Annotated in this window: 20 protein-coding genes and 1 pseudogene; 12 read left to right on the forward strand and 9 right to left on the reverse strand. The window is 58.0% G+C overall.

What is annotated here, in order from left to right; translation table 11 throughout:
* Window positions 1-36: 36 nt before the first annotated feature.
* On the forward strand, window positions 37-951 hold the full coding sequence (gene aglG, locus J7656_RS09890) for a glucosyl-dolichyl phosphate glucuronosyltransferase (RefSeq protein WP_211553191.1): 915 nt from the start codon (window positions 37-39) through the stop codon (window positions 949-951).
* Window positions 952-990: 39 nt separating this feature from the next.
* Window positions 991-2,127, forward strand: a complete 1,137-nt coding sequence (locus J7656_RS09895) for a glycosyltransferase family 4 protein (protein ID WP_211553193.1) — start codon at window positions 991-993, stop codon at window positions 2,125-2,127.
* Here the strand turns inward: J7656_RS09895 and J7656_RS09900 are convergent.
* The 3 genes from J7656_RS09900 to J7656_RS09910 all read right to left on the reverse strand — a co-directional run bounded on the left by J7656_RS09900 (window position 2,117) and on the right by J7656_RS09910 (window position 6,143).
* On the reverse strand, window positions 2,117-3,535 hold the full coding sequence (locus tag J7656_RS09900; RefSeq protein WP_211553195.1) for an oligosaccharide flippase family protein: 1,419 nt from the start codon (window positions 3,533-3,535) through the stop codon (window positions 2,117-2,119). The two genes, J7656_RS09895 and J7656_RS09900, sit on opposite strands and share 11 nt — an antisense overlap.
* A gap of 61 nt (window positions 3,536-3,596) precedes the next feature.
* Window positions 3,597-5,069, reverse strand: a complete 1,473-nt coding sequence (locus J7656_RS09905; RefSeq protein ID WP_249191452.1) for a sulfatase-like hydrolase/transferase — start codon at window positions 5,067-5,069, stop codon at window positions 3,597-3,599.
* A gap of 57 nt (window positions 5,070-5,126) precedes the next feature.
* A complete protein-coding gene (locus tag J7656_RS09910) occupies window positions 5,127-6,143 on the reverse strand; it encodes a glycosyltransferase family 4 protein (protein WP_211553199.1) in 1,017 nt (338 codons plus the stop codon).
* A gap of 1,052 nt (window positions 6,144-7,195) precedes the next feature.
* Here J7656_RS09910 and J7656_RS09915 point away from each other — a divergent pair.
* From J7656_RS09915 to J7656_RS15275, 4 genes and pseudogenes are all read left to right on the forward strand, one after another.
* Window positions 7,196-8,278: a glycosyltransferase family 4 protein gene (locus J7656_RS09915; RefSeq protein ID WP_211553201.1), complete on the forward strand. Its 1,083-nt coding sequence runs from the start codon at window positions 7,196-7,198 to the stop codon at window positions 8,276-8,278.
* 229 nt (window positions 8,279-8,507) lie between these two features.
* Complete coding sequence (locus J7656_RS09920; RefSeq protein WP_283091181.1) at window positions 8,508-9,584, forward strand: glycosyltransferase family 4 protein; 1,077 nt, start codon at window positions 8,508-8,510, stop codon at window positions 9,582-9,584.
* A complete protein-coding gene (locus J7656_RS09925) occupies window positions 9,581-10,231 on the forward strand; it encodes a class I SAM-dependent methyltransferase (protein ID WP_211553203.1) in 651 nt (216 codons plus the stop codon). The genes J7656_RS09920 and J7656_RS09925 overlap by 4 nt, the downstream gene beginning before the upstream one ends.
* A gap of 76 nt (window positions 10,232-10,307) precedes the next feature.
* Window positions 10,308-10,597, forward strand: a pseudogene (locus J7656_RS15275) (sugar phosphate nucleotidyltransferase); the annotation flags it as partial.
* A gap of 227 nt (window positions 10,598-10,824) precedes the next feature.
* On the opposite strand, the gene J7656_RS09930 reads toward J7656_RS15275, so the two are convergent.
* The gene (locus J7656_RS09930; RefSeq protein WP_211553204.1) at window positions 10,825-11,778 is read right to left on the reverse strand and encodes an NAD-dependent epimerase/dehydratase family protein; all 954 of its coding nucleotides are present in this window, start codon (window positions 11,776-11,778) and stop codon (window positions 10,825-10,827) included.
* A 195-nt stretch (window positions 11,779-11,973) separates the two neighbouring features.
* Here J7656_RS09930 and J7656_RS09935 point away from each other — a divergent pair, with 195 nt between their 5' ends.
* Window positions 11,974-15,120: an oligosaccharyl transferase, archaeosortase A system-associated gene (locus J7656_RS09935; RefSeq protein ID WP_211553205.1), complete on the forward strand. Its 3,147-nt coding sequence runs from the start codon at window positions 11,974-11,976 to the stop codon at window positions 15,118-15,120.
* An 80-nt stretch (window positions 15,121-15,200) separates the two neighbouring features.
* Window positions 15,201-16,145, forward strand: coding sequence for a DUF368 domain-containing protein (locus J7656_RS09940; protein WP_211553206.1), 945 nt, complete (start codon window positions 15,201-15,203; stop codon window positions 16,143-16,145).
* Between the two features lie 37 nt (window positions 16,146-16,182).
* On the opposite strand, the gene J7656_RS09945 is transcribed toward J7656_RS09940, so the two are convergent.
* Both J7656_RS09945 and J7656_RS09950 read right to left on the reverse strand, forming a co-directional pair.
* Window positions 16,183-16,527, reverse strand: a complete 345-nt coding sequence (locus tag J7656_RS09945; RefSeq protein ID WP_017343031.1) for a DUF5615 family PIN-like protein — start codon at window positions 16,525-16,527, stop codon at window positions 16,183-16,185.
* A gap of 3 nt (window positions 16,528-16,530) precedes the next feature.
* Window positions 16,531-16,836 carry a DUF433 domain-containing protein gene (locus J7656_RS09950; RefSeq protein ID WP_155118188.1) on the reverse strand — a complete coding sequence of 102 codons (306 nt, stop codon included), beginning with the start codon at window positions 16,834-16,836 and terminating at the stop codon, window positions 16,531-16,533.
* A 127-nt stretch (window positions 16,837-16,963) separates the two neighbouring features.
* Between J7656_RS09950 and J7656_RS09955 the strand changes: the two genes are divergently transcribed.
* The 4 genes from J7656_RS09955 to J7656_RS09970 all read left to right on the forward strand — a co-directional run bounded on the left by J7656_RS09955 (window position 16,964) and on the right by J7656_RS09970 (window position 19,194).
* Entirely contained in the window at window positions 16,964-17,524 is a 561-nt protein-coding gene (locus J7656_RS09955) for a thioredoxin family protein (RefSeq protein ID WP_017343029.1), read from the forward strand.
* Between the two features lie 97 nt (window positions 17,525-17,621).
* Entirely contained in the window at window positions 17,622-18,317 is a 696-nt protein-coding gene (locus J7656_RS09960; RefSeq protein WP_211554568.1) for a hypothetical protein, read from the forward strand.
* Window positions 18,318-18,395: 78 nt separating this feature from the next.
* Window positions 18,396-18,812, forward strand: coding sequence for a JAB/MPN domain protein-containing protein (locus J7656_RS09965; protein ID WP_017343027.1), 417 nt, complete (start codon window positions 18,396-18,398; stop codon window positions 18,810-18,812).
* Window positions 18,813-18,867: 55 nt separating this feature from the next.
* On the forward strand, window positions 18,868-19,194 hold the full coding sequence (locus J7656_RS09970) for a DUF5789 family protein (protein ID WP_017343026.1): 327 nt from the start codon (window positions 18,868-18,870) through the stop codon (window positions 19,192-19,194).
* A 37-nt stretch (window positions 19,195-19,231) separates the two neighbouring features.
* Here J7656_RS09970 and J7656_RS09975 read toward each other — a convergent pair whose 3' ends face one another.
* The 3 genes from J7656_RS09975 to J7656_RS09985 all read right to left on the reverse strand — a co-directional run bounded on the left by J7656_RS09975 (window position 19,232) and on the right by J7656_RS09985 (window position 22,482).
* Window positions 19,232-19,537 carry a PRC-barrel domain-containing protein gene (locus J7656_RS09975; protein ID WP_017343025.1) on the reverse strand — a complete coding sequence of 102 codons (306 nt, stop codon included), beginning with the start codon at window positions 19,535-19,537 and terminating at the stop codon, window positions 19,232-19,234.
* Window positions 19,538-19,627: 90 nt separating this feature from the next.
* Entirely contained in the window at window positions 19,628-21,907 is a 2,280-nt protein-coding gene (locus J7656_RS09980; protein WP_017343024.1) for an LUD domain-containing protein, read from the reverse strand.
* Window positions 21,904-22,482 carry an LUD domain-containing protein gene (locus J7656_RS09985; RefSeq protein ID WP_211553207.1) on the reverse strand — a complete coding sequence of 193 codons (579 nt, stop codon included), beginning with the start codon at window positions 22,480-22,482 and terminating at the stop codon, window positions 21,904-21,906. The genes J7656_RS09980 and J7656_RS09985 overlap by 4 nt, the downstream gene beginning before the upstream one ends.
* Window positions 22,483-22,605: the final 123 nt, after the last annotated feature.

Raw genomic sequence — 22,605 nt, forward strand, 5'->3', positions numbered from 1 at the left:
AAATCCATTTACATCAGTTGGTGATATCATCTTACAATGCGAGTCTCGGTTGTCGTTTGTACGTATTCCCTAGATCTCTACGAACATGCTCGAGATGCCGCAGAAGCGGTGCTTAGCCAGACCTATGATGACGTCGAGCTCGTTTTGATTTCGGATGGAAACGCCTCGGTGTATGAGTCTATGTGTGCTGACTACGCTGAACTAGAAAACGTCCGCATCGGTTGTAACGACAAGAACCGCGGGCTCTCATACAGCCGTAACCACGGAATCAAACTCGCAAGTGGGGACGTGGTCGCATTCGTCGACGACGATGCGGTCCCTGAACCGGACTGGGTCGAACAGCTAGTTGCCACCTATGAGGAACGCGATGCGATCGCTGTGGGTGGAAAAATGACACCGATTTGGGTCGATGGAAAGCCGACCTTTCTCCCTGAAGAATTCTATTGGCTTATTGGCGTCACGCATCGGGGATATCCAGAGGAACAGTGTGAAGTCAGAAACACAAACGGATCCAATATGTCTTTTAGAAAGGATGTTCTTGAGAAGCTCGGTGGATTCAGCGAGGACCTCGGGCGTAAAGGCGATCAACAGATCCAGGGAGAAGAGACAGAGCTGGCGGCCCGGATGCGTGAAAAATACGGCCAGGGGATGTGGTATGTTCCGGATGCCGAAGTCGGGCACAAGGTATTCGACTATCGCACAGACCGTGTGTGGCTACTGAAACGCTCGTTTTGGCAAGGATATTCGAAACACGTTATGAGTAATCTCGTCGATAGTACTGGCAGCCAAGAGAGTGCTTTCCTGAGAGACCTCCTCTTACAGTTCGGCCCACAACGTCTCGTGGAATTGATTAAACGGCCGTCGAAGCAGAAGGTCGATCAGCTCGGGATGCTCGTCGCACTCACAGTCGCCGTAGGGTTTGGATTTCTCTACGGGATCCTACGCTACTGAACGAACAAGAATAAGAACCGAAGTAGTCAACCTCGTCATATGTCCGACTCCGGCGTCTGTGTGGTCACCCATCCGCTTAGTTCAGCCGGTGAAAACGCCACTCGAACCCTTCTCAATATACTGGCTGAACTCGGTCCGGTGTCTCTCGTGACTGCCGACCTGCCGGAAGACTCTACGATCCGCGAAGACCGTGAAGTGATTGAACTCACAACGAAGGGAGCCGGCGATGGTATTGTTGTCGCAGCGGTTCGGTTTGTGTTGAACCAACTGCGGATGTGCGATGCGATCCGACGCCGACCAGAAGAAGTGGTTTTGTTTTTCGGAGCTACCTCATATTTGCTCCCGATTCTCTTCGCGCGCAGCGTCGGGAAGATCGTCCTTGTGGAGCCTCGGGGAGATGTCCCATTGACACTTCAACTGAACTGGGAACAGCGTATGCCCAATATCGTCGCAAAGGCGCTTTCCGGGGCCGTCCGCGCACTCGAACGCGCTGGGTTCGCTGCCGCAGACCGTGTCGTCACGTATACCCCGAATATGGCCCGCGAACTCGGTCTCGAACCGGACTCAGCAAATGTGTATCCGTACGGTGCCCGGTACGTCGATACCGATGAATTCTCTGTTCAGGTTCCTTTCGAGGAACGCAGCAATGTTGTTGGGTTCGTCGGCCGTATCGACGAGGAGAAAGGGATTCGAGAATTGGCTGAGGTGGCAAAACAGCTCCCAGAGGGAGTGACGTTTCGGTTCGTGGGTGACGGTCCGTTGTACAGTTGGCTCGAAACCGAACTTGCGAATGAAATTGCGACCGGAGACGCAGAATTAGCTGGATGGGTTGACCACAGTGACGTACCAGCAGAATTTAATAAGATGAAATTACTCGTGATGCCCTCGCACCCAACCGAAGGCCTTCCGACGACAATATTAGAAGCAATGGCATGTGGGACTCCTGTCTACGCGACACCAGTAGCAGGGGTCCCAGACGTTGTGAAGTCTCAAAAAACTGGGATGCTAATGAAAAGTCGGGACCCACAGCTCATCACGAGAGATATCTCTGAACTCTTGTGCCAGAACAATTTGGCGACAATGAGTAACCAAAGTCGTGGTTTGATCGAGGATAGATATAGCTTGGAAGAAGCTGTGAAACGATATCGTGGATTGCTTAGTTCCGTCAGAGGTTGACTGACGCAGGAAGTAGAGAGAAGACTTTCGCTCGAACTTGCTTGGAAATTCCGAGCAATACTAAGGCATATACACTTGCACCTAATCCAACGAGACCGATTGTCAGGTAGTTACTTGGGGGAGTATACGAGATGATTGGATAAAGGCCAAGCATCATTATCGTACTGGCAACAACCTGTTTTCCAACCTCCAGTATAGGGAATTCCACTCCACCTAAACGCAGAATTATTTCCCTCCAGCTAATTACAAAATATAATAAGCTTGATAATAGGGTCGCAGTCGCTGCTCCGTACCAGCTAAATTGATAGACTAATATTACATTCAGAACAACATTTGTGGTGATAAAAATGCCGTTAATCCTGAACGCGATATCCGGATAGTCAAGCGCATTTAGTGCGTTTAGGGCTTGACCTCCAAATGCGTGTACCATCCTGGCAGCGATTAAAATTACTAGAATCTCATTTCCGATGCTGAATTCTGGACTGTAAATCCGAAGTAACCGCTCACCGATTACAAACGCGCCGAACGCACCTGGAATCAGAAAGATCCCGGTATATATCAACGCATCATCTAGCAGATCTCTGACCCGGTCGTACTGGTTCTCCGAATCGAGAGCGCTAATTTCAGGGAAGAGGGTTGTTGCGATAGACCCTCCGACAATTGCCAGGAACGAAGAAAGCGTCCAAGACGCTTGATAGACACCGACCAATTGGTCGCTTACAAAGAGCCCAAGAACTAATAAATCTGCCCAGCTGAGAGACACTGATTTTAGACTACCAAGCCAAGAATATTGGGCGAAACTTCGAATTTCTGAGAAAGCCTGTCGAGTCGGAATGGTGAGTTCCGATCGGAGCATGAGTAGTCCCAGAACACAAAATGCGAGTAACGAGAGCGCGTGACCGTAAACAAGACCAATAACCATGAAGCCTGCTAGTACAAACGAGATCTGCCCCCCCAACCGGAGGAGCTGTTCGGCGGTACCAATCCACCCCGAAATACTAACACGCTTGAGGCCGACAAACCCAGATTTGACGAGATCGAAGATGAGATTTACTGCGATCAACAGGGCAAGCACGAGCGCGATATCAAGCCCAATGTATGAATCAATGTAATCGCGCAAGAGCAGCATAAACACACCGACCAGAGCGGCATATAGTGTGAGAATTACTAAACCCGCAGAAAAGAACGCCGCTGATCGTGTGTCTGACTCGGACATACGCTTCGAGGCAGCAGAAGTAATGCTTCCACCGGGTAGTTTGATCCAAAAGAGTAGTGCCAGCGCCTGTGAATAGATACCAAGATCACCAGCACCCAAGTAGCGAGCAATAAAAAACGTAGTTCCGAATCCAGCGACTGAGCGGATTACTTGTGCCGCAAAATGTGAGATCGCTACTTTGCCTTCCCTCATCTGTCGTTTGTTTCAACTTGTCTTGAGTAAAAACCCTTCAGAGTGTTACAACTGAACTGGCTCATCGTAGATATCCTAGATCAGCGAGCTTATTTTCCACATCTTCGGTTAACTCTCGCTCATCTGCCTCACCCACTGTCTGCACACCGTCTCTCAGATGCTGGAAGACCTCCTCCACGACCGTGGCAGCATCAGTATCTTCGATCTCCTCCAAACTTCCGGTATCCCGAATACGGAATGTTCCCGTATTATCCCGTCGAGTCGCATATTTTACAACACCCATCTCATCGTCACGGTACACTGCCCGCCACGGACCGAAGTAGGGTTCCCGATCCGATTCACTAAGAGGCAGTTCATCTCCGGGAGGTTTGATACGATATGTAGAAGCTATTACTTGATCTTCATCGGGAACGAACGAGGCTACGGAAGAATCGTCAGAAAGGGTTTTTTTAACGACCTGCGCGAATTGTGTCAACGTCGCAATATCCTTAACGGTCTCACTGTTTTCTTGATGAGGACGCTTGACAAGGAGCGGAACATGTGTTTGGACTTCTCCGATACCCCAACTATGTCCACGAAGTCTGGCCTCTGAAAGTCTGCTTTTTTCACCAAAGGCTTCGCCGTGATCACTCGTAATAACAAGGAGAGTATTCTCATACTCACCCATATCCTTGAGGCGATCCACTAAGTTTGCAACCACAGCATCAGCCTGACGGATACAACCATCATAGAGTGGCTCTAAAGAACCTAATTTCTCCCAGAACTCATCGCTAAAGCTCTCTATCTTTGAGGCATTTTGAACGTCCTCGTACAGCTCAACGTGTTCTTGATTGGCCCACTTATTGTATCGCGGTTCAGGAGCATACGGACTATGAGCATCCATTAGGTTTAGACAGGCTGCCCAGGGAGATCCCCGATTGCTGAGCCAATCGAAGAACTCGTCAACGTACACCTCACCAAATTCTGAACTTGGATCGTGAGAGCCACCGTGTGGTGTGAGATTCGAGTAGAGACCGTTCAAGATGGACCGGATGGGCTTGTCATGGGCGAGTGCTTCGCGTAGGAACCGTCTTGCATCTACTTCCCCTTCTATATCCATTGGCGAGAGCCCTTCGTCGAATATTCGGAATTTCGTCCGTTTTGGTCCAACTTTCGTGTCAAAACACTCTCCGAGATTGGATGCCTCGGTGATCACGACGTTCGGCGAAAACATCCCTGTCGAGTATCCATGTTCTTGGCTGAGCTTGTGAAAGATGTTCGCAGACGGATTGAGATAGGAGGTGTGTTCTGTTACTTGATGCTCTTCAACATGATACCCGGAAAATATGCTGGCGTGACTAGCTATGCTGTGAATACTCGGTGCTCGTGCTTGTTCGTAAAGGGTTGCGGTCTCCTCAGCAAAATCAGTTAGGAATGGTGTCGTCTCCCTTTGATAGCCGTACGTACTACAATTTTTGGCGCGTACGCTATCCAAGACGATAAGTAACACATTCGGACGACTATCATTTGATACAGAGTGATTCGGACGAGGCATTCTATAGGGATTGTAACTGGCTCAGGGGGTTAGGATTTCTGTTCGCCCGGTGTCGTATCATGATGTTAGTTCGTCGTACACCTCTAAGTGTGTCTCTATCGCAGAGTCAAGAGTTAAGGGATTGCTATCAATGAACCCTAGCCCTCGTTGTACTTGGTCACTGTATCGCTCTTTATCGTTAAGCAGTTCCACGATTGTTTCATGTAACGCTTCAGCCGTGCGCTTTGAGTAGATGTACGCACCAGGTTCCACAGCGAACTCTTGGATATAACCTGTCGCTGTTGTAATGAAGGGCGTACCGCAGGCAATTGATTCAAGTCCGACGTTTGAGGTAACATCTGATAAGCGAGGACCAATTGTGACATCAGCCGCGTTATAATAGTATGGTAATTCCCGGTTGTTTACATAACCTTCGTATCTCACATTGGGATTTTCTTCGATATCTGACCTCAATGGACCTTCTCCGATTACGATATAAATGAATTCGTCATTAAACGAGGCCGTTTCAGAAATGAGCTCAGCTCCATAATGATTTGTGAGTTCTCCAACATATAACACTACTTTGGAATCTTGTGAGATCCCCAACTCGTTGCGAACTTTATCAATCCTGTTTTCTGTATATGGATGGAAGATTTCTCGATCGATAGTCGCAGTACATATGGTAGTCTTATAGCCGAATTTTTTCCACTCACGGCCCTCATGTACCACAATTAGCCGGTTGATTCCTAAGAACTTACCAAGATGCTGGTAATACGATTCAACTTGAATACCTGGTCCAACACCAGCCACTAAAGGACCTGAGTAAAATAATCGGACAAACGCTACTTGCCATATATTTATTGGGACATGAGCAACATCTGTATTTGTGAACACAGTTTTTGTATTTTGAAACAGATCAACCGGTTTGTTTAGATTGATCTTTAATATATTAGCTTCCTCAGTTACGAGATCCGGTTCATTTGTAAGGACTGTCACTTGATGATCAGAATTCTCAGCAACTCCATTTATGATATCCCTAGCACGTGTTCGGGGTCCTGTTCCGGAAAGATTGTAACAGAAAAAACTAATCCTCATAGAATGAGACCTATGGATACAATAATAAAAAGGCTTATGAATAAATATAGATTATTATGTAAAATATATTATATAACAGATCCGCCTCAGCTATTATGAAGATAAGTATTTGGCGACCAACACATGACCTGAGTTCCTGTCAGGCTCTGAGTCGATGATTTGATAACCACAATTATTTAACAATTTTTTTTTTACTCTTGACGTGGGTGCCCCTTTTGATGGATGTGTTTCAACAATGATAGTAGTTATATTGGCAGGTAACTGCGTAATTAGATCAACTTCTGCGCCCTCACAATCCATTTCTATTACGTCACAGTAAGGGAGTTCAGATGGATGGACTGTCTTAGCTTTGTCACCGGGTTCCTTCAAATTCGACATTTGTCCGACGATAGCGTGAATAACACGGGTTTGATAAAACACGTTATTCAAGCGTAACGTATTTTTTTAATCCTCAACTTTCATTTGCCCCTTTAAATATGAAAACTTTACCCCCTCCCCCCCCCTTCCGACTTTTTTCGCTGCCACCGTTGAAGAAATGCCGTACCCACCACCGATAACTACTACTGAGTCACCTTCTGCGACATACTGATTGATAAAATCACAATTCGGCTTTTTGTGAGACTGGGGCCACGAGAAATCCACACCAAACCAACTATCAAGTAATTTCTCACACCTTTTAGATGAATAAATGGTAACACCTTGTATATTTTGATGTTGCTCACAGGACAGATAGGGCCTGATCAGTCGGATATAAAAATGTTTGATAATTGCTCTGAATAGAGCGATGGCCCCCCTTCGTTGAAACAAATCATATCTTTTTTCAGCGTATTTTTCATCCTTACTGGGAAATATTCTGCTTGGATATTATAAATCCTACACTACACAGTTTGAATGACAGTCCGTCTATTGGTTTCCGCTACGCTTACGTGTTCTATTCAGAATAAGGTACGTACAGTAAGAGGAAACCAATGATAAATTCACTTCTGAATTGGACTCGGTCAAGCATACTGAATGTAATTTCAACAGTCGCTTAATCTAGTCAAGCGTCCACAATGGCCAGAAAAATTGCCATACTTGTTAAGGAATTCCCGCCAGACGTAATCGGTGGGACAGAGACGCAGACGAAACGAATGGCCCGTGAACTCGACGGCGCGGGTCACGAGATAACAGTGTACACGAAAGCTTACAAGACTGACCAGAGCGATGATTCACTTCCCTATGAAGTCGTTCGCGTGCCGAATTGGCGTATCAGTCCCTTCGTTTCCACGCTAACCTTCGTACTCGCGGCGACTTTCTTCCTACTGCGCGATGCACGTGAATACAACATCCTCCAGTGTATGATGATCTACCCGAACGGGTTTATTGGTCGTGTAGTAAACACCTTACGCGGCCTCCCCTATTTTGCGTGGATCCGTGGTGGTGACTACTACTTCATGAAGGACACGCCCGTTAAGAGATGGATGATCAGAAGCGTCCTCCGAGAGGCGCGTGTCCTCGTACAGACCGAGCGTATCGCAGCAGACGTCCGCTCCGAGTTCGATGAGTCTTCACTAACTGTTCTCGGAAACGGGGTAGATATCCCGTCGGTGACCGCGGAAGGTGATGAGATCGTTTTCGTCGGCCGCCTCAAAGATCAGAAAGGAGTTGATGTCTTCCTGCGCGCCGTTGCCGGCCTCAACGAGTCCGTGCTCATCGTGGGCGATGGCCCTGAACGCGAGAATCTCGAGGCACTTGCCGAGCGTCTCAACGTGGATGCCGAGTTTGCTGGAGAGGTTCCCCCGGATGTAGTCCCGGACTACCTACGCCGGGGGAAACTCTTCGTCCTTCCATCTGTCCGCGGCGAAGGACTGCCAAACGCTGTACTGGAGGCGATGGCGGTTGGACTTCCCGTGATTGTGACCGATACGGGAGGTGCCGCAGATGCTGTCGTAGACGGTGAGACAGGGTATCTCGTTAGTCCCGGAGATGAGGATGCCCTTGGTGACCGAATTGAACAGCTCTGCCGCGATGAGGACCGGCGCGAGAGAATGGGCGAAGCCGCCCGCGCATGGGTCGTCAAGAACCACGGTTGGGAGACAATTGTGGACTCTCTTGAAGATGTCTACGCGGATGTAACTAATATGATGGATCGTTGAAATTGCGTACCAGTCATTCAGGCGAACGGGGATGTGCCGGTATCGCTGATGGTGTGGCTATACTCGTTTTAATACGCTTACGACAGATCACACTGGCATCCCCGGGATCAAGGCGACTGAATATGTAGGTTACATTTGTACGATTATTGTCATTAAGGCAGAGACATATTACATTCCGGATTTTTTAATAATATTTATGTCCCATGGTAGTCTTCCCCAATCAAAGAATATGGATGTTCTCCTTTTTGGGAAGAACCATGGACAACATGGTCCCACTAGAGTCACAAGGGGAATCGGAAGTGCGCTACAAAAAATGGGTCATAGTGTTAGATTGATCACCTACGGCGATCGCTCTGATTCACCACATCCCGATATCGAAATTGATTCCCACCCACTTCCGGAACAATCTATATTGTCTTGGTGGAATCTGTATAAGAACGTTAAAAATGAGGTCTGTTCGAGTGAATACGACGTTTTCCATGCTTTAGAGCGCTATCCCTTCCGTTCCGACGTGAGAACTGTTCAATGGACTTCTGATTCATATATTGTATGGCGGCGGTCTCCCGAGTCGAGTCTACACGCTCGGTCCTTAGCGGGAGATATAATACTAAATTGGATGTCTCGAAGGGGTGCTAAGATGGCAAAATCAATTATTGCGTCTAGTCCCGAGACGGAGGACCAGATGCGATCTCTCTGGCACCTACCCCCAGAGAAAATCGTTCCACTTGGAATCGAGTCTGCCTTCCGGTCCCCGCCGTCACCGGTTAAGAATAAGGTTGAAATTCTCTTTGTGGGGAGATTCGAACAGAGAAAAGGCTATGATCGAATTTTACCGCACCTAAATCCGGATAATCCGGAATATAATATAAATATTGTTGGAGGTGTCAAGAGCGAGACTTACGCAGAGTCATTGCTTGGTCAGAAGTGGGAGAATCATTACCTCGGATATCTTAATGACCGTGAGCTGGAGCGTAAGTACCAATCTACGGATATCGTGATTATACCCTCGTATCTAGAAAACTTTTCAATGGTTGCTTTGGAGGCGATCGCGAAAGGGTGTATCGTGATAATCACACGTGATTGTGGATTCGCACAGTTCAAATGGGCAAACCCAGATAATGGGATATATGTAGCAGATTCTGGAAGCGAGATAGTGGAATGGATAAACAAAATTTTGAAGAACAGAAATGATATTCAAAATAAAAAAGCAAGTGCTTTCAAGCTTTCTGAGCGACTCACATGGGATAACGTTGCCAAGGAATATACAAAAGTTTACGAGAGTCTGACTAGTGGTGACGAATCATGAACAGAATTCGCGAATTACTGAGGCATATTTATAATATTTCCATCCGTGAATGGCTCCCTAAAAAAATTGGATCCTACAATGGAGTAGCTGTTAGACGACCCAGATTGCTGGATTCAACAGACGTGTTTCCAGAGTATGAAACTACTCTTGTGTCACACATCAGACGACACCTCCCTAATAACTCAACTACTACGATTGTTGGAGGAGGGTTAGGGGTGTCATCAGTTGTGGCTGTACAATCAGGGAGCCAGAGTGTTAACACATATGAGGCTTCATTGGATAGATTAGATATAATTCAGGAAACAGCAAAGCTTAATAAAATGTCTAGTAAGATAACTCTCCATCATGCGATTGTGGAATCTGGCATCCTGATTGAGGGATCGTCAACAGGTGCTGACCGAATCAAGGCTGACGCTCTACCAGAGTCAGATGTTCTCATTTTAGACTGTGAAGGTGCAGAGGAAGAAATTCTAGCAAATATAGATAGAAATCCTGATATGATAATTGTTGAGTGTCACCCTATGTTTGATGTAAACCCAAGAGAAATCGTAGAACTGTTGGAAGACAAAGGATATACTGTAATCGATAGAGAAGATGAGAAGGTGAATAGAGGTAAAATAACAATTGTTACTGCTACTACTGATTAATATTATTTATGAACATTGAGTGAATAGAAATGTAGGGTTAACCAAATTACGCTGACCACGCTTTAATCATTACATTATCCAGGGCGTTATACTCGCCGCAGGCAAGGGAACCCGACTTCCCCACTGAGTGACGACAAGTCGAAAGTTCTCGTCAAGGTTAACGACAAACCTCTCATTGAGAATGTGTTCAATAATCTCAACGACGTCAGGCTCGACGAGTTAGTCGTCGTCAGCTACATGAAATAGAAAATAATCAAGCAGTACGGCGATGAGTAGCGCGGACGCTCGATAACGTACGCCCATTAGCGCAAACAATTAGGTCTAGCACACGCCCTCTTACAGGCCAAGCCGCACGTGGACGATGATCATTCGCAAGCGTATCGACTACGAACCTAATCACACCGTTCGAGAGGGCCTCTGGAAATTAATTGACTGGGACGAGCCGAATCGCGACTGGTACGAACCTCGCGTCAGAAATTCCAGACTGGGCTGTTGTTTCGGCTCAATCAAACGAATCAAACCACCGTCCGACCCGCGAGACTCAGGTGGCGATACATGAAATTTCTATTTTCATACCATACATAAGTGATAGTCTATTCGGAAAGCACCTGTCGAATACTCTCTTCGACTGTTCGATACGACTCGAACCCGAGCTCGTTGGTGACGGGTGAAGTCTCCATAGCGAACCGTTCTGAAATCGCTTCGTCTCGAGGATTTTCGACACGCTCGATCGGTGGGGTGTGTCCTAGTTCGTCTTCGGCAATCCCCTGAACGAGCTCTGCGAGCTCCAATACCGAGAGCACCTGGTCAGATCCCAACGTGTACGTCGTTGCTCCATCTTCCGCATCAACGAGTGCTTCGACGGATCGGAGATACGCATCAGCGGCATCTTTGACATGAATGAAGTTTCGAGCCTGCGTCCCGGGGTCGTACACTTTAAGCGGCTCGTTCGCTCTTGCGGCGTCAATGAAGAGATCAATAACGGTACGCTTCCGGATAACCCCGTTATCGCCCTCATCGTGGGCACCAAACAGATTCGCCATCAGAAACACGTGAGCAGGGAACTTCCGAGACGACAGTGAATGTATGTCATCTTCGTTCATCTGCTTTGTGCTCCCATACACATTCAACGGATCCCGACGGAGTTCAGGTCGAAGTGGGAAAGACTCTGGCTCACCGAACACGGCGACGCTCCCCGCAAAAGATAGGGGAATACCTTTTTGGCGACATACCCATGCGACGTTTTCGGTGCCGACGACGTTCACGTCAAACGCGTGCTCTGGCGTCTCCTCACACGACTCAACATCACTGACTGCGGCTAAGTGAATAACTGCGTCGGCGTTCCCGATCACATCACGAACTGCTCGTCGATCCCGCACGTCGATGTGTTTCACTGCTTGGCCCCGAATTGATTCGACGCTTCCGGTGCTAAAATTGTCTACAGGGAGGACGTTATGACCCCCATCGAGTAGCGTCGCTACCACACAAGACCCGAGGTATCCCGCGGCGCCAGTCACAGCGACCGTCAACGCACTCCCTTTCGTCATTGTATTCCAAACTACGACCGGCCCACAAGACTATTTTGTTTGTTAAGAAGGTAACGCGTGGAGGTGAATTCAAATGGGTATGCTCGTATCCGGTTTTACAACCATGTTGTGATTTCGCATATGATTCTGCTACCTGTTCCAAGTGGCGTGTAGAGATGACAAGCCTTATGCGCGTTTTGACAGTCCCTTGCGGTAATGAGCGATTCGAACGATCCGCCGGACGAATCGGACTCGTCCCCGTCCGATCTCCTCGCACGGTGGTACCACGTTCCCGTCCTCCTCGGGATATCTGTGTTCATGCTGTGGACGCGACTGCGCTCGTACGGGAACTTCATCCAGAACGGCGAGGTGTACTTCCGTGGTAACGACGCGTGGTACCACCTCCGTGAAACGACGTATCTCATGGAGAATTGGCCAAACACACTCCCGTTTGATCCGTGGACGGGATTTCCGTACGGGAACAGCGTGGGACAGTTCGGCACTCTCTGGGATCACATCATGGCTGTCGGGATCTGGATCGCCAGGCCGATTATGGGCGGCGCCGAGGAGGTTATGCTCATCATGGCCCCCATCACTGGCGCGCTCGTCGCTGTGCCGACGTACTTCATCGCGCGGCGATTTGTCGACCGCGTGCCCGCGCTCGTCGGCGCGGCGACGCTGGCGCTGTTCTCGGGGACTTTCCTCCGGTATACGCTCGTCGGGTTTCCCGACCACAGCGCGGCGGAGATCCTCTTCCAGAGCACCGCCATCCTAGCGTTCCTCGTCGCGCTCGGCGTGGCGGAACGCGAGAAACCGGTATGGGAACTCGTCGTCGATCAGGACTGGGACGCGCTCCGTAAACCGATCGCCTACGCCGCCGCGGCCGGCGTCGCGCTCGGCCTCTACATGTGGACGTGGCAGCCGGGTATCCTGATGGTCGGCTTCACAGGGATCTTCCTCGCGGTCAAGCTTACGAGCGACACCTACCACGAGAAGAGCCCCGAGCCGGCCGCGTTTGCCGGCACAGTCACGATGATCGTTGCGGGGTTGATGCAGGTCATCCCGCTCGACACCTTCTCGTTCAACCCGACTGACTACTCGCTCCTCCAAGTTGTCTTGCCGCTTGCCGTCGCGCTCGGCGCCGTCTTCCTCGCGTGGCTCGCACGCCAATGGGAGGCGCGTGACCTCGGGACCGACACCTACCCCGCGGCCGTCGGCGGCCTCATCCTCACGTCCGCAGGATTCGTCTGGCTCGCGATCCCTTCACTGTGGTCGACGATCGTCAGCAACCTCCTCAACACCGTCGCCTTCTCCGCGAGCGCCGGCGCCCGCACCATCGGCGAGGCCCAACCCCCCCTTCAGGGCGCCTCCTTCTCCAACTTCGTCCTCTCGCAGTACGGGCTCGCCTTCTTCCTCGCGCTCGCCGCGGTCCTCTACATCCTCGCACGCCCACTGTATCGCTCCGATGACACCAATCACACCCTCTACATACCGGCCGCGCTCGCGGTCGTCGGCTCCGTCTACGCGGTCCCGCAGGCGTACGGCGCCATCGGCGGCCTCGTCGGCGTCGACTGGCAGGTGATCGGCCTGCTCATCGCCGCCGCCTTCCTCGTCGGCGCGACATTCCTCGTCGAGTACGACGCCGAGGAGCTGTACTTCGTCGTGTGGGCGGCGTTCATCGGCAGCGCGGCGTTCACCCAAGTCCGCTTCAACTACTACTTCGCCGTCGTCGTCGCGGTCGGCACGGCGTACTTCCTCCAGGTCGCGCTCGACGCGCTCGAGCTCACCTCGCTCGACGCGGTCCGCGAGATCGAGGGGTGGCAGATACTCACCGTCGCGGCCGTCCTCGCGGTCCTGATCGTCCCACTCGTCGGCGTCGCCACCCCGGTCTGGCAGGCCGGCAACTCCAGCCAGCCGGGCAGCGTCGTCCAGTGGGACGAGAGCCTCCAGTGGATGAACGACGAGACGCCCCAGCCGGGCGAGCTTGAGGGCGCGGACAACCCGATGGAGCTGTACGGCACCTACGAGCGCCCCGCCGACGGCGACTACGAGTACCCGGAGGGCGCCTACGGCGTCCAGTCGTGGTGGGACTACGGCCACTGGATCACCACGCGCGCCGAGCGCATCCCGAACGCCAACCCGTTCCAGCAGAACGCGGGCCAAGCGGCCGACTACCTCCTCGCGCCGAGCGAGGAGGAAGCCGCGGAAGTGCTCGCGAGCCAGAGCACCGAGGGCAACGAGACCCGCTACGTGATGGTCGACTGGCAGATGGCGTCGCCGAATTCCAAGTTCAACGCGCCGGTCACGTTCTACTCGGGCAACGAGACGGTGCGCGACTTCAACGAAGTGCTCTACCAGCGGGTCCAGGGGCCGCAGGGCCAGCAGGGCGGGCTCCGGTTTGCGCTCCAGATGCGGACGCAGCGCTACCACGAGAGCCAGATGATCCGGCTCTACCAGCACTACGGCAGCGCGGTCGAGCCGCAGCCGGTCGTGATCGACTGGGAGCCGCAGACCGCGCAGACGCAGTCCGGCGAGCAGGTCGAGATCAAGGTGCTCCCGACGGACGGCCAGGCGATCCGCCGGTTCGATAACCTCTCGGCGGCGCAGTCGTACGTCGAGGCGGACGGTTCCGCGCAGGTCGGCGGCGTAATGGGCGTCCCCTCCGAGCGCCTCGACGCGCTCGAACACTACCGGCTGGTCCACGCGACGGCCGAGACGCCGGGGCGGTCGCCGTACGCCCAGCAGGCGCAGATCCTCGCCCAGCGGTTCGGCGTCGACCTCCAGGCGACGTTCGGCGAGTCGCTGTTCGGCGCGTTCACCGACGACTTCGTCAAGACGTTCGAACGCGTGCCGGGCGCGACCGTCGAGGGCTCGGGCGCCGAGCCCGGCCAAGAGGTCAAAGCGACCGTCGAGATGGAGAAGCCGTCGGGCGAGACGTTCGAGTACACGCAGTACGCGACCGCCGACGAGGACGGGAACTTCGAGTTCACGCTCCCGTACTCGACGACGGGCTACGACGAGTTCGGGCCCGAGAACGGGTACACGAACACGAGCGTCCGCGCGACCGGGCCGTACAACATCACCACCGAGCGGACGACCGGCGACGACCTGTACACGACCCAGCGCGTCGGGCAGGTCGAGGTGACCGAGGGTCAGGTCGTCGGCGTCGACGACGCCGCGGCGACGGTCGAGCTCGAAGAGCGGATCATCGACTGTCCCAGCGGCGACCCCGAGTGCCCCGTCGACGGCAGCGGGAGCGACGGCGGCGATTCGACGAACTCGACCGACGCGGGGGCGCTGATCGGCGCCGAGCCGGTCGCGACGACGGCGACGGCCGCCACGACGGCGACCGCACCGAACTGACCGCGGGCGCCGAGGCGGCGGCCGAGGCGGCCGTCTGATACCCGGCCCTTCTTTACCGCGGCTGCGCTTTTTGCGAGCAGATGGCCGAACTCCGCGAGTGGGCGACGATCTACCTGAAGGGCGTGGCGATGGGGAGCGCCGACGCCGTGCCGGGCGTCTCCGGGGGCACCATCGCGCTGATCGTCGGGATCTACGAGCGGCTGATCGCGGCGGTCACCGCCGTCGATCCCGGCCGCGCACGACGCGTACTCGGCGGCGTACGACCGGGCGGCCGGGCCGACGCGCGCGACGCGTTCCGCGAGATCGACGGCGCCTTCCTCCTCGTGTTGGGCGCGGGGATCGGCACCGCGGTCGTGACCGTGTTGAGCGCGGTGAACCGATTGCTCGCGACGCAGCCGGTCGCGACGTACGGCTTCTTCTTCGGGCTGATCGCGGCGAGCGCCGCGGTGCTGCTCGGCGACGTCGACCTCTCGACCCCGCGCCGGAAGGCCGCCGCGGTCGCTGGCTTCGCGCTCGCGTTCCTCGCGTCGGGCGTCGCGGGGACCGCGCTCGGCAATCCCCTCCCGGTCGTCTTCCTCGCGGGCGGCCTCGCCGTCAGCGCGATGGTACTTCCCGGCATTTCGGGCTCGCTGCTGTTGGTCGTCCTCGGCCAGTACGAGTACATGTCCGGCATCGTGGGGCAGTTCGTCGACGCCGCCGGCGCGCTCGCGCTCGGTAACGGCGCGGACGCGCTCGTCGAGACGCTGCCGCCGGTGGCGACGTTCCTGCTCGGCGGCGTCGTCGGGCTCTTCACGATCGCCCACGCCGTCCGCTACGCGCTGGCGCGGGCGCGGGCCGCCACGCTCGCGTTCCTCGTGAGCCTCGTCGTCGGTGCGCTGCGCGCGCCGCTGGTGGAGGTGTCCGCGCGGTTAGCCGAAAGCGGCGAGTCGTGGCGCGCGGCCGCGCCGCGGTTCGCGCTGGCCGCGCTCGTCGGCGCCGTGCTCGTGGCCGTGTTGAACCGCTACTCCGCGACCATCGAGTACTGACTGGCGGAGTCGGTCACTGGTCTACGGTGAGTGAGAATCACAACCAGTCGGTGGTGATGTACGTCACCGCCTTCATGGCGTCCCGGTCGGGATACACCTCGACGACGCGCTGGATGATGTGATAGAGCTCGTGCGTTTCGAGTGATTGATCGGGCACGTAGAATACGCCACTGTGCGAGTCGACCGACATCTGGACAAAATCGTCGTCACTGGTGACGATGAGACGGTCGTGTTCGACGGCGTACCGGCGAATCGCGACGTCGTCGACGCCCTCACCGAGCTCGCTCACGGCGACGACGCGCTCTACGTCGTGGCCCGCTTTGGCGAGTTTGTCTGCCAGTGGAGCCGCGATGTTCTCATCGAGCAGAAATGACACCCGCATGCGCTACGCGTCCGACAAGTCCTCGGGACCGGTGACGACGTTCGGATCGTTCGCTGCGGCGTCGTGTAGCTCCCGACGGCGTTCTTCGACGGTTCGCATCTCCTCCGGGTGGTCGTGATAGTACGCCAGCGCGTGGTAGACCTTCGCGGCGGTGAGGTCGAACCGATCCGCGACCGTCTGTGCGTCGAGCCCGCGCTCCTCCACCAGCGCGTGGATATGACGCACGGTGATTCGTCGGTCTCGAACGTGCGGCTCGTCATGGACGTCCGACTCGTCACCAGAGACAACGGTGTTCATTTGCCTCGACATATCAGCAGCTACCGGCGTAGTGGCCTTTAGTCTTTGCCGGCGCGTTGGGGCGCTGAACGTTCTGCGACTGAACAGGTTATCGATACGTCGCGCAACGCCTTTTCGGCTCCCGCTCGTACATCTGCGCATGGTCCAGATGGAATCCGACTCGGAACTCGACCGTGGCGACGCCGCCCCCGACTTCGAGTTGCCCGGCGCGGACGGCGAGACGTACGCGCTCAACGACTTCGAGACGGACGCGCTGCTCGTCGTCTTCACCTGTAACCACTGCCCGTACGCGAAGGCGAAGATCGACCTCCTGAACGAGCTCGCCGCAGAGTACGACGACCTCGCGGTCGTCGGGATCAACCCCAACGACGCCGACGCGTACCCCGAGGACTCCTTCGAGGCGATGCGCGAGCGGGTCGCCGACGGCACGGTCGCGTACGACGCGTACCTCCGCGACGAGACCGGCGAGGTCGCGGCCGCCTACGATGCCGTCTGTACCCCTGACCCGTTCCTCTTCGGCCGCGAAGACGGCGCGTGGCGGCTGCGCTACCACGGGCGGCTCGACGACGCGCTCAACCCCGACGACGAGCCGACCGAGTTCTACGTCCGCGACGCAGTCGACGCCGTCCTCGCGGGCGAGGACGTCGAGATTCCGGACCGCCCCTCGCGCGGCTGTTCAATCAAGTGGCCCGACGCCTGAGGCTCGGGGACCGTCGCCGGACGCGGCGGGTGGTCTCGGATCGGGGTTCCGCCGGAGACGGGTTAACAAGCGTCCGGGCCGAACGGGTGGTATGGGAATGAAAGGCGACGAGCCGGACCTCCACGAGATCGATCGCTACGACAGCGGCGTCGGCTGGATCGCGTACCCCGACGAGATGATGGAGCGCGCGAGCCACGCGTTCGCGGTCGAGAACGAGGAGACGGACGCGGACGACGTGTGGGTGGTCGACCCGGTCGACGCGCCCGGCGTCGACGACTTACTCGCCGAGCTCGGCGACGTCGCGGGCGTCGTGGTCGGGCTCGACCGCCACGTGCGCGACAGCGGCGAGCTCGCCACGCGCCACAACGCCCCGGTGTACGTCCCCGAATGGATGACCGGCGTCGCCGAGGAGCTGGATCCGGACGTCGACGTCGAGCGGTTCGGCGCGCGGCTCGCGGACACCGGCTTCGAGGCGATCCGGATCCGCGACTCCTCGCTGCCGCCGTGGCAGGAGGTCGGGCTCTTCGACGGGGAGACGCTGATCGTTCCCGAGTCGCTCGGCAACGCCTCGTACTTCCGCGGCGACCGCGAGCGCCTCGGCGTTCACCCCATGTTACGACTCACGCCGCCGACGGCCGCGCTCTCCGGGCTCGACCCCGAGCGCATCCTCGTCGGTCACGGGGTTGGGGTCCACGAGCGCGCAGCGGTCGCCCTCGAGGACGCGCTCTCCGACTCGCGGCGCAAGGCGCCGAGACTGTACGCGAAGACGCTCAAGTCGGCGCTCCCGTTCTGAGCGCGGTCAGGAACGCTGCGGTGCCGGGCGACCCGTGCGTGACCTTTTGCCAATGCGTCCCGTAGCGGCTCCCGACCAGTGATCTACGTCACCCGCGATCTGTTGACGGTGCTGCGCGAGCGCGCCGCGAGCGAGGACCCCGACGAGGCGAACCTTCGCCTCTCGGCGACGCCCGCCGGCGAGTTCGAGACCAATCTCGGCCTCGACCCGGAGACACCGGTGGTGACCCACTTCACGCTCCCGTCTGTGGGGGAGTCCGTCAGCTCCGTGTTCGGCGTCGACCTCGGCACGCCGGCGGGCGAGGGCGGTGCGCGGTTCGTCTCGCACCCGGACGGGTTCCTCGGAATCTCGCGGACCGACGACCTCGCCGGCGTGGTGATCGTCGCCGTCCCGCCGTACGACGACGACTCGGTCGCCGCCTTCGACCGGGCCGGAGACGGGGTCGAGCTCGCCGTCGTCGACGCCGAGCCCCCGACCGAGTCCGTGCCGGAATGAGCGGGACGCGCCGAGAGCAGGGGTTTCAAGCCGTCGGAGGAAGTACCACGCCGTAATGGCAGCACGGCCACCCGGCGGCGGCGATACGAAGGAGCCGGAGGCGATCGAGTTCGGGATCGCCGCGCTCGACGCCCGGCTCGACGAGGCGGACGTGTCGTTTCCCGCGACGGCCGCGGAGCTACGGGACGCGCTCGGCGACCAAGAGGTGCCCTACGACGCGCAGGGACGCTCCATCGCGCTCGCGGACGCGCTCGACCGCGTGCCCAAGCGGGAGTTCGAAAACGAGACGGCGTTTCTCGACGCCTTATACCCGGTGTTCGACGAGGCGCGCCGCGAGGAGCGCGGCGTGATCGCCAGCCTCCGCGACGCGCTTCCGTTCTGAACGCCGCGCGCGACGCGGCCGACTGATCGAGAATCGGTTACGTCGACTCCGCGAGCTCGCTCGGCTCCTCCTCCGAGTCGCCGGTGTCGTACCGCTCGATGACGTCGTTGATCAGGACGACGTCGCCGACCGCGCGGACCCAGCGGTACGGGACGACGACGCCGGTCGAGCCGTCCACCTCTCCGGCGAACAGCTCGTGGTTGAGTTCAGCGAGCGCGAGGCCGGTCACGGAGCGCGCGTCCAAGTCGAGCTGGATGTCTTCGATCTCACCGACGAAAACGCCGTTGCTCGAGTACACCTCGCGACCGACGAGCGCCGTGATCTCTTCGGGGGCTGCGTTCATACACGATACGGACACGAGCGCGCCTAATAAGCGTTCGTTGTCGAACGACGCGCGTCCGACGCCGGCGGGTTCCCGGTACCCGGGACCGGGTCACCCTCGCGGCGCGATCACTTCGATCGGATGCCTCGGGGCGGCGTCGAGCAGGGCGTCGAGCTGCTCGGTACAGGACGTGCCGGGGGCGACGACCGTGCGGTCGGTGTCGCCGAACTGCTCGCGCAGCGGCTCGCCGACGTCCACGCTCAGCTCGTAGTAGTCCGTCTTGTAGCCGAACGAGCCGGCCATCCCGCAACACTCCGTGTCGGAGACGCGCACGTCGTAGCCGAGCCGCTCGAAGGTCGCGGTCGCGTACTCGCCCACCTCGACCGTTCGGGCCTGGCAGTGCGGGTGGTACGCGATCCGTTTCCCGGACGCGACCGGCCCGGTCCCCTCGCTCGGCGCGCGCAGCCCCGCCGGATCGGCGCCGTTCTCCAGTAGACCGAAGACGTACTCCATCGCGTCGTAGCTCGCGTCCGCGAGCCGCTCGGACGACTCGCTCGGCAGGAACCGCTCGTACTCGCGGCGGAACGTCGCGAGGTCGCTCGGCTCGATGACGACCACGTCGCGTCCGGCGTCGAGGTGCGGCGCCAGCCCGGCGTAGAGGTCCTCGGCCGCGGCCTCGGCGGTCGCGACCATCCCCTGTGACAGCGGCGGGCGGCCGCTCCCGGGGAGGTCCGGTACGCGAACGTGAACGCCGAGCGCCTCCAGGGCGCGCACGGTCGCCTTCCCGCGCTCGACGTCGACGTAGTTCGTCGCGGTGTCCGGGTAGACGACGGCCTCGCGGGTCGCCTCGTCGGCCGGGACCGCGGGGCCCCCGCGGGCGTCGAACCACTCGACGAGCGACTCGCGCGCGAACTCGGGGAGGTCGCGCCGGCGGTCGATCCCGGCCACCCGCTCGGCGAGCGCGCGCACCGGACCGGCGTTCGCGAGGCGGTTGGCGACCGGCGCCGTCTTGTGCCCCCACTCCGCGAGCGTCGCGTAGTTGCCGACCAGCCGGGTGCCGAGGTCGAGTCCGCCGGGCTCCTCGTCCGGCACCAGCTCCTCGAACGCCCAGTCGAGCTGGCTCGGGTCGGCCTCGCCGCGGTTGATCCGGTCGCGGACCGCGGTGTTGATCCACGGAATGTCGATGCCGACCGGACAGGCGGGCACGCAGCGCGAGCAGCCGGTACAGAGGTCGTTGAACTCGGCCGCGACGTCGAGCCCCTCGATGCCGGCCTCCCACCCTGTCGCGATCCCGCCGGAGTACGTCTCGCCGCCGAACGCGTGGCCGCCGACGCTCTGGAAATTCCCGCAGGCGTTCGAGCAGGCCGAACAGCGGATGCAGTACAGCGTCTCCTTCAGCGTCTCGTCGTCGCGCATCGCCAGCCGGCCGTTGTCGATGAGGACGAGGTGGAAGTCGCGGTCGGCGTCGGAGCCGTCGGCGAGCGGTTCCTGATCGCTTCCGAAGTCTGGCACCGGCGAGTCGACTGGCGGCGTCAGCGTCGAGATGTAGGAGGTCACGTCCTGACCCGTCCCCGACCGGCCGATCAGCTCGACGAACGGAGAGAACTCCTCGACGGTCGGGACGAGCTTCTCGACGCCCGCGACCGCGACGTGCGTGTCGGTCGCGGTCACCGTCTTCCGGGCGTTCCCCTCGCTGGTGACGAGGAGCATGGTGCCCGAGTCCGCGGCGATGAAGTTCGCGCCGGTCATCCCGAGATCGGCGTCCTCGATCAGCTCGCCGAGCCGCTCGCGGGCGAACATCGTGAGCTCCTCGGCGGTCTCGGGCGGGTCGTCCGGGTCGAACCGCTCGGCGAACAGCTCCGCGATCGCCTCGCGCGACTTGTGGATCGCCGGCGCGACGATGTGCGAGGGCTCCTCGTCCGCTAACTGGAGTACCCACTCGCCGAGGTCGGTCTCGACGACGTCGACGTCGTCCGCGGCGAGCGCGTCGTTCACTTCGATCTCCTCGGAGGTCATCGACTTCGATTTCACCGCGCGCTCGGCGCCACGCTCGGCCGCGATCTCGCGGATGTATCGGTTCGCGTCGGCCGCGTCGTCGGCGAGGTACACCGTGCCTCCGTTGGCCTCCACCGTCTCCCTCACCTCGTCGATGAGATCGGGGAGCCGCTCGATCGCGTCCTCCTTGATGGCGCGCGCCTCGTCTTTCAGCGCCTCGTAGCCGTCGAGGCGGCCGGTCGACTCGTAGCGCCCCGCGTTGAACCCGCGGGTGTTCTCGGCGACCGCGTCGCCCTCGGTCGCCAGCAGCTCGCGGATCCGCTCGGCCTTCGCCTCGCGGTCGGGGTCGCTCGCCTCCGGCCCCTCACCGGCGCCGCGCTCGGCGTCGCTGCTCATCGTTCGGCCTCCGCGTCGGGGGTGTCGTTCGGTCCGTCCGCCGCGTCGTCGTCGCGCAGCAGGACCACGTGGACCTCCTTCGGTCCGTGCGCGCCGTGGACGAGGCCGCCCATGTCCGCGGTGGCGCTCGGACCGGTCGCGAACACCACGTCGACCGACTCGTCGCGCGCCCGCGGCCCGAGCCAGTCGAAGGCGTCGGGCATGTCGGGGACGATGTCGGCCTCCCGGAGGACGACGACGTGACGGTCGATGAAGAGGCTCACCGGCTCCGTGCCGGCCGGGTCCGCCTCCAGCGCGACGCTCCCGTACTCGGCGACGCCGAGCGACGCGGCGGTGACGCCGGTGTGAGCCGCGCGCAGGTCGGCGGTCGTCGGCTCCGTCTCGACTCGGTCCGGGAGCGTCGCGGGCGAGTCGGCGAGCCCCTCGGGCCCCGAGCGACCGAGCGGCACGCCGACCACGGGCTCGCCCGCGGCCGCCTCGACCATGGTCGCGCACTCCTCAGGCGGGCCCGTAGCGACCGCGACGCCGAGGTCGTCGAGCCGCCGGGTGAACGTCGACGCGTCTGCGAGTGACATGGTCGTGCCTTCGCCGGCCAGTATATGGGTTTTGCGACGGCTCCCGGGCGGCGACAGCGCGCCCGGCACGCGGCGGGCGAGACCGCCGCGCGGGCGATCGAATTCTCGGGACGCGCAGACGGC

It is taken from the genome of Halorubrum ruber, from assembly GCF_018228765.1.
Lineage (GTDB): Archaea > Halobacteriota > Halobacteria > Halobacteriales > Haloferacaceae > Halorubrum > Halorubrum ruber.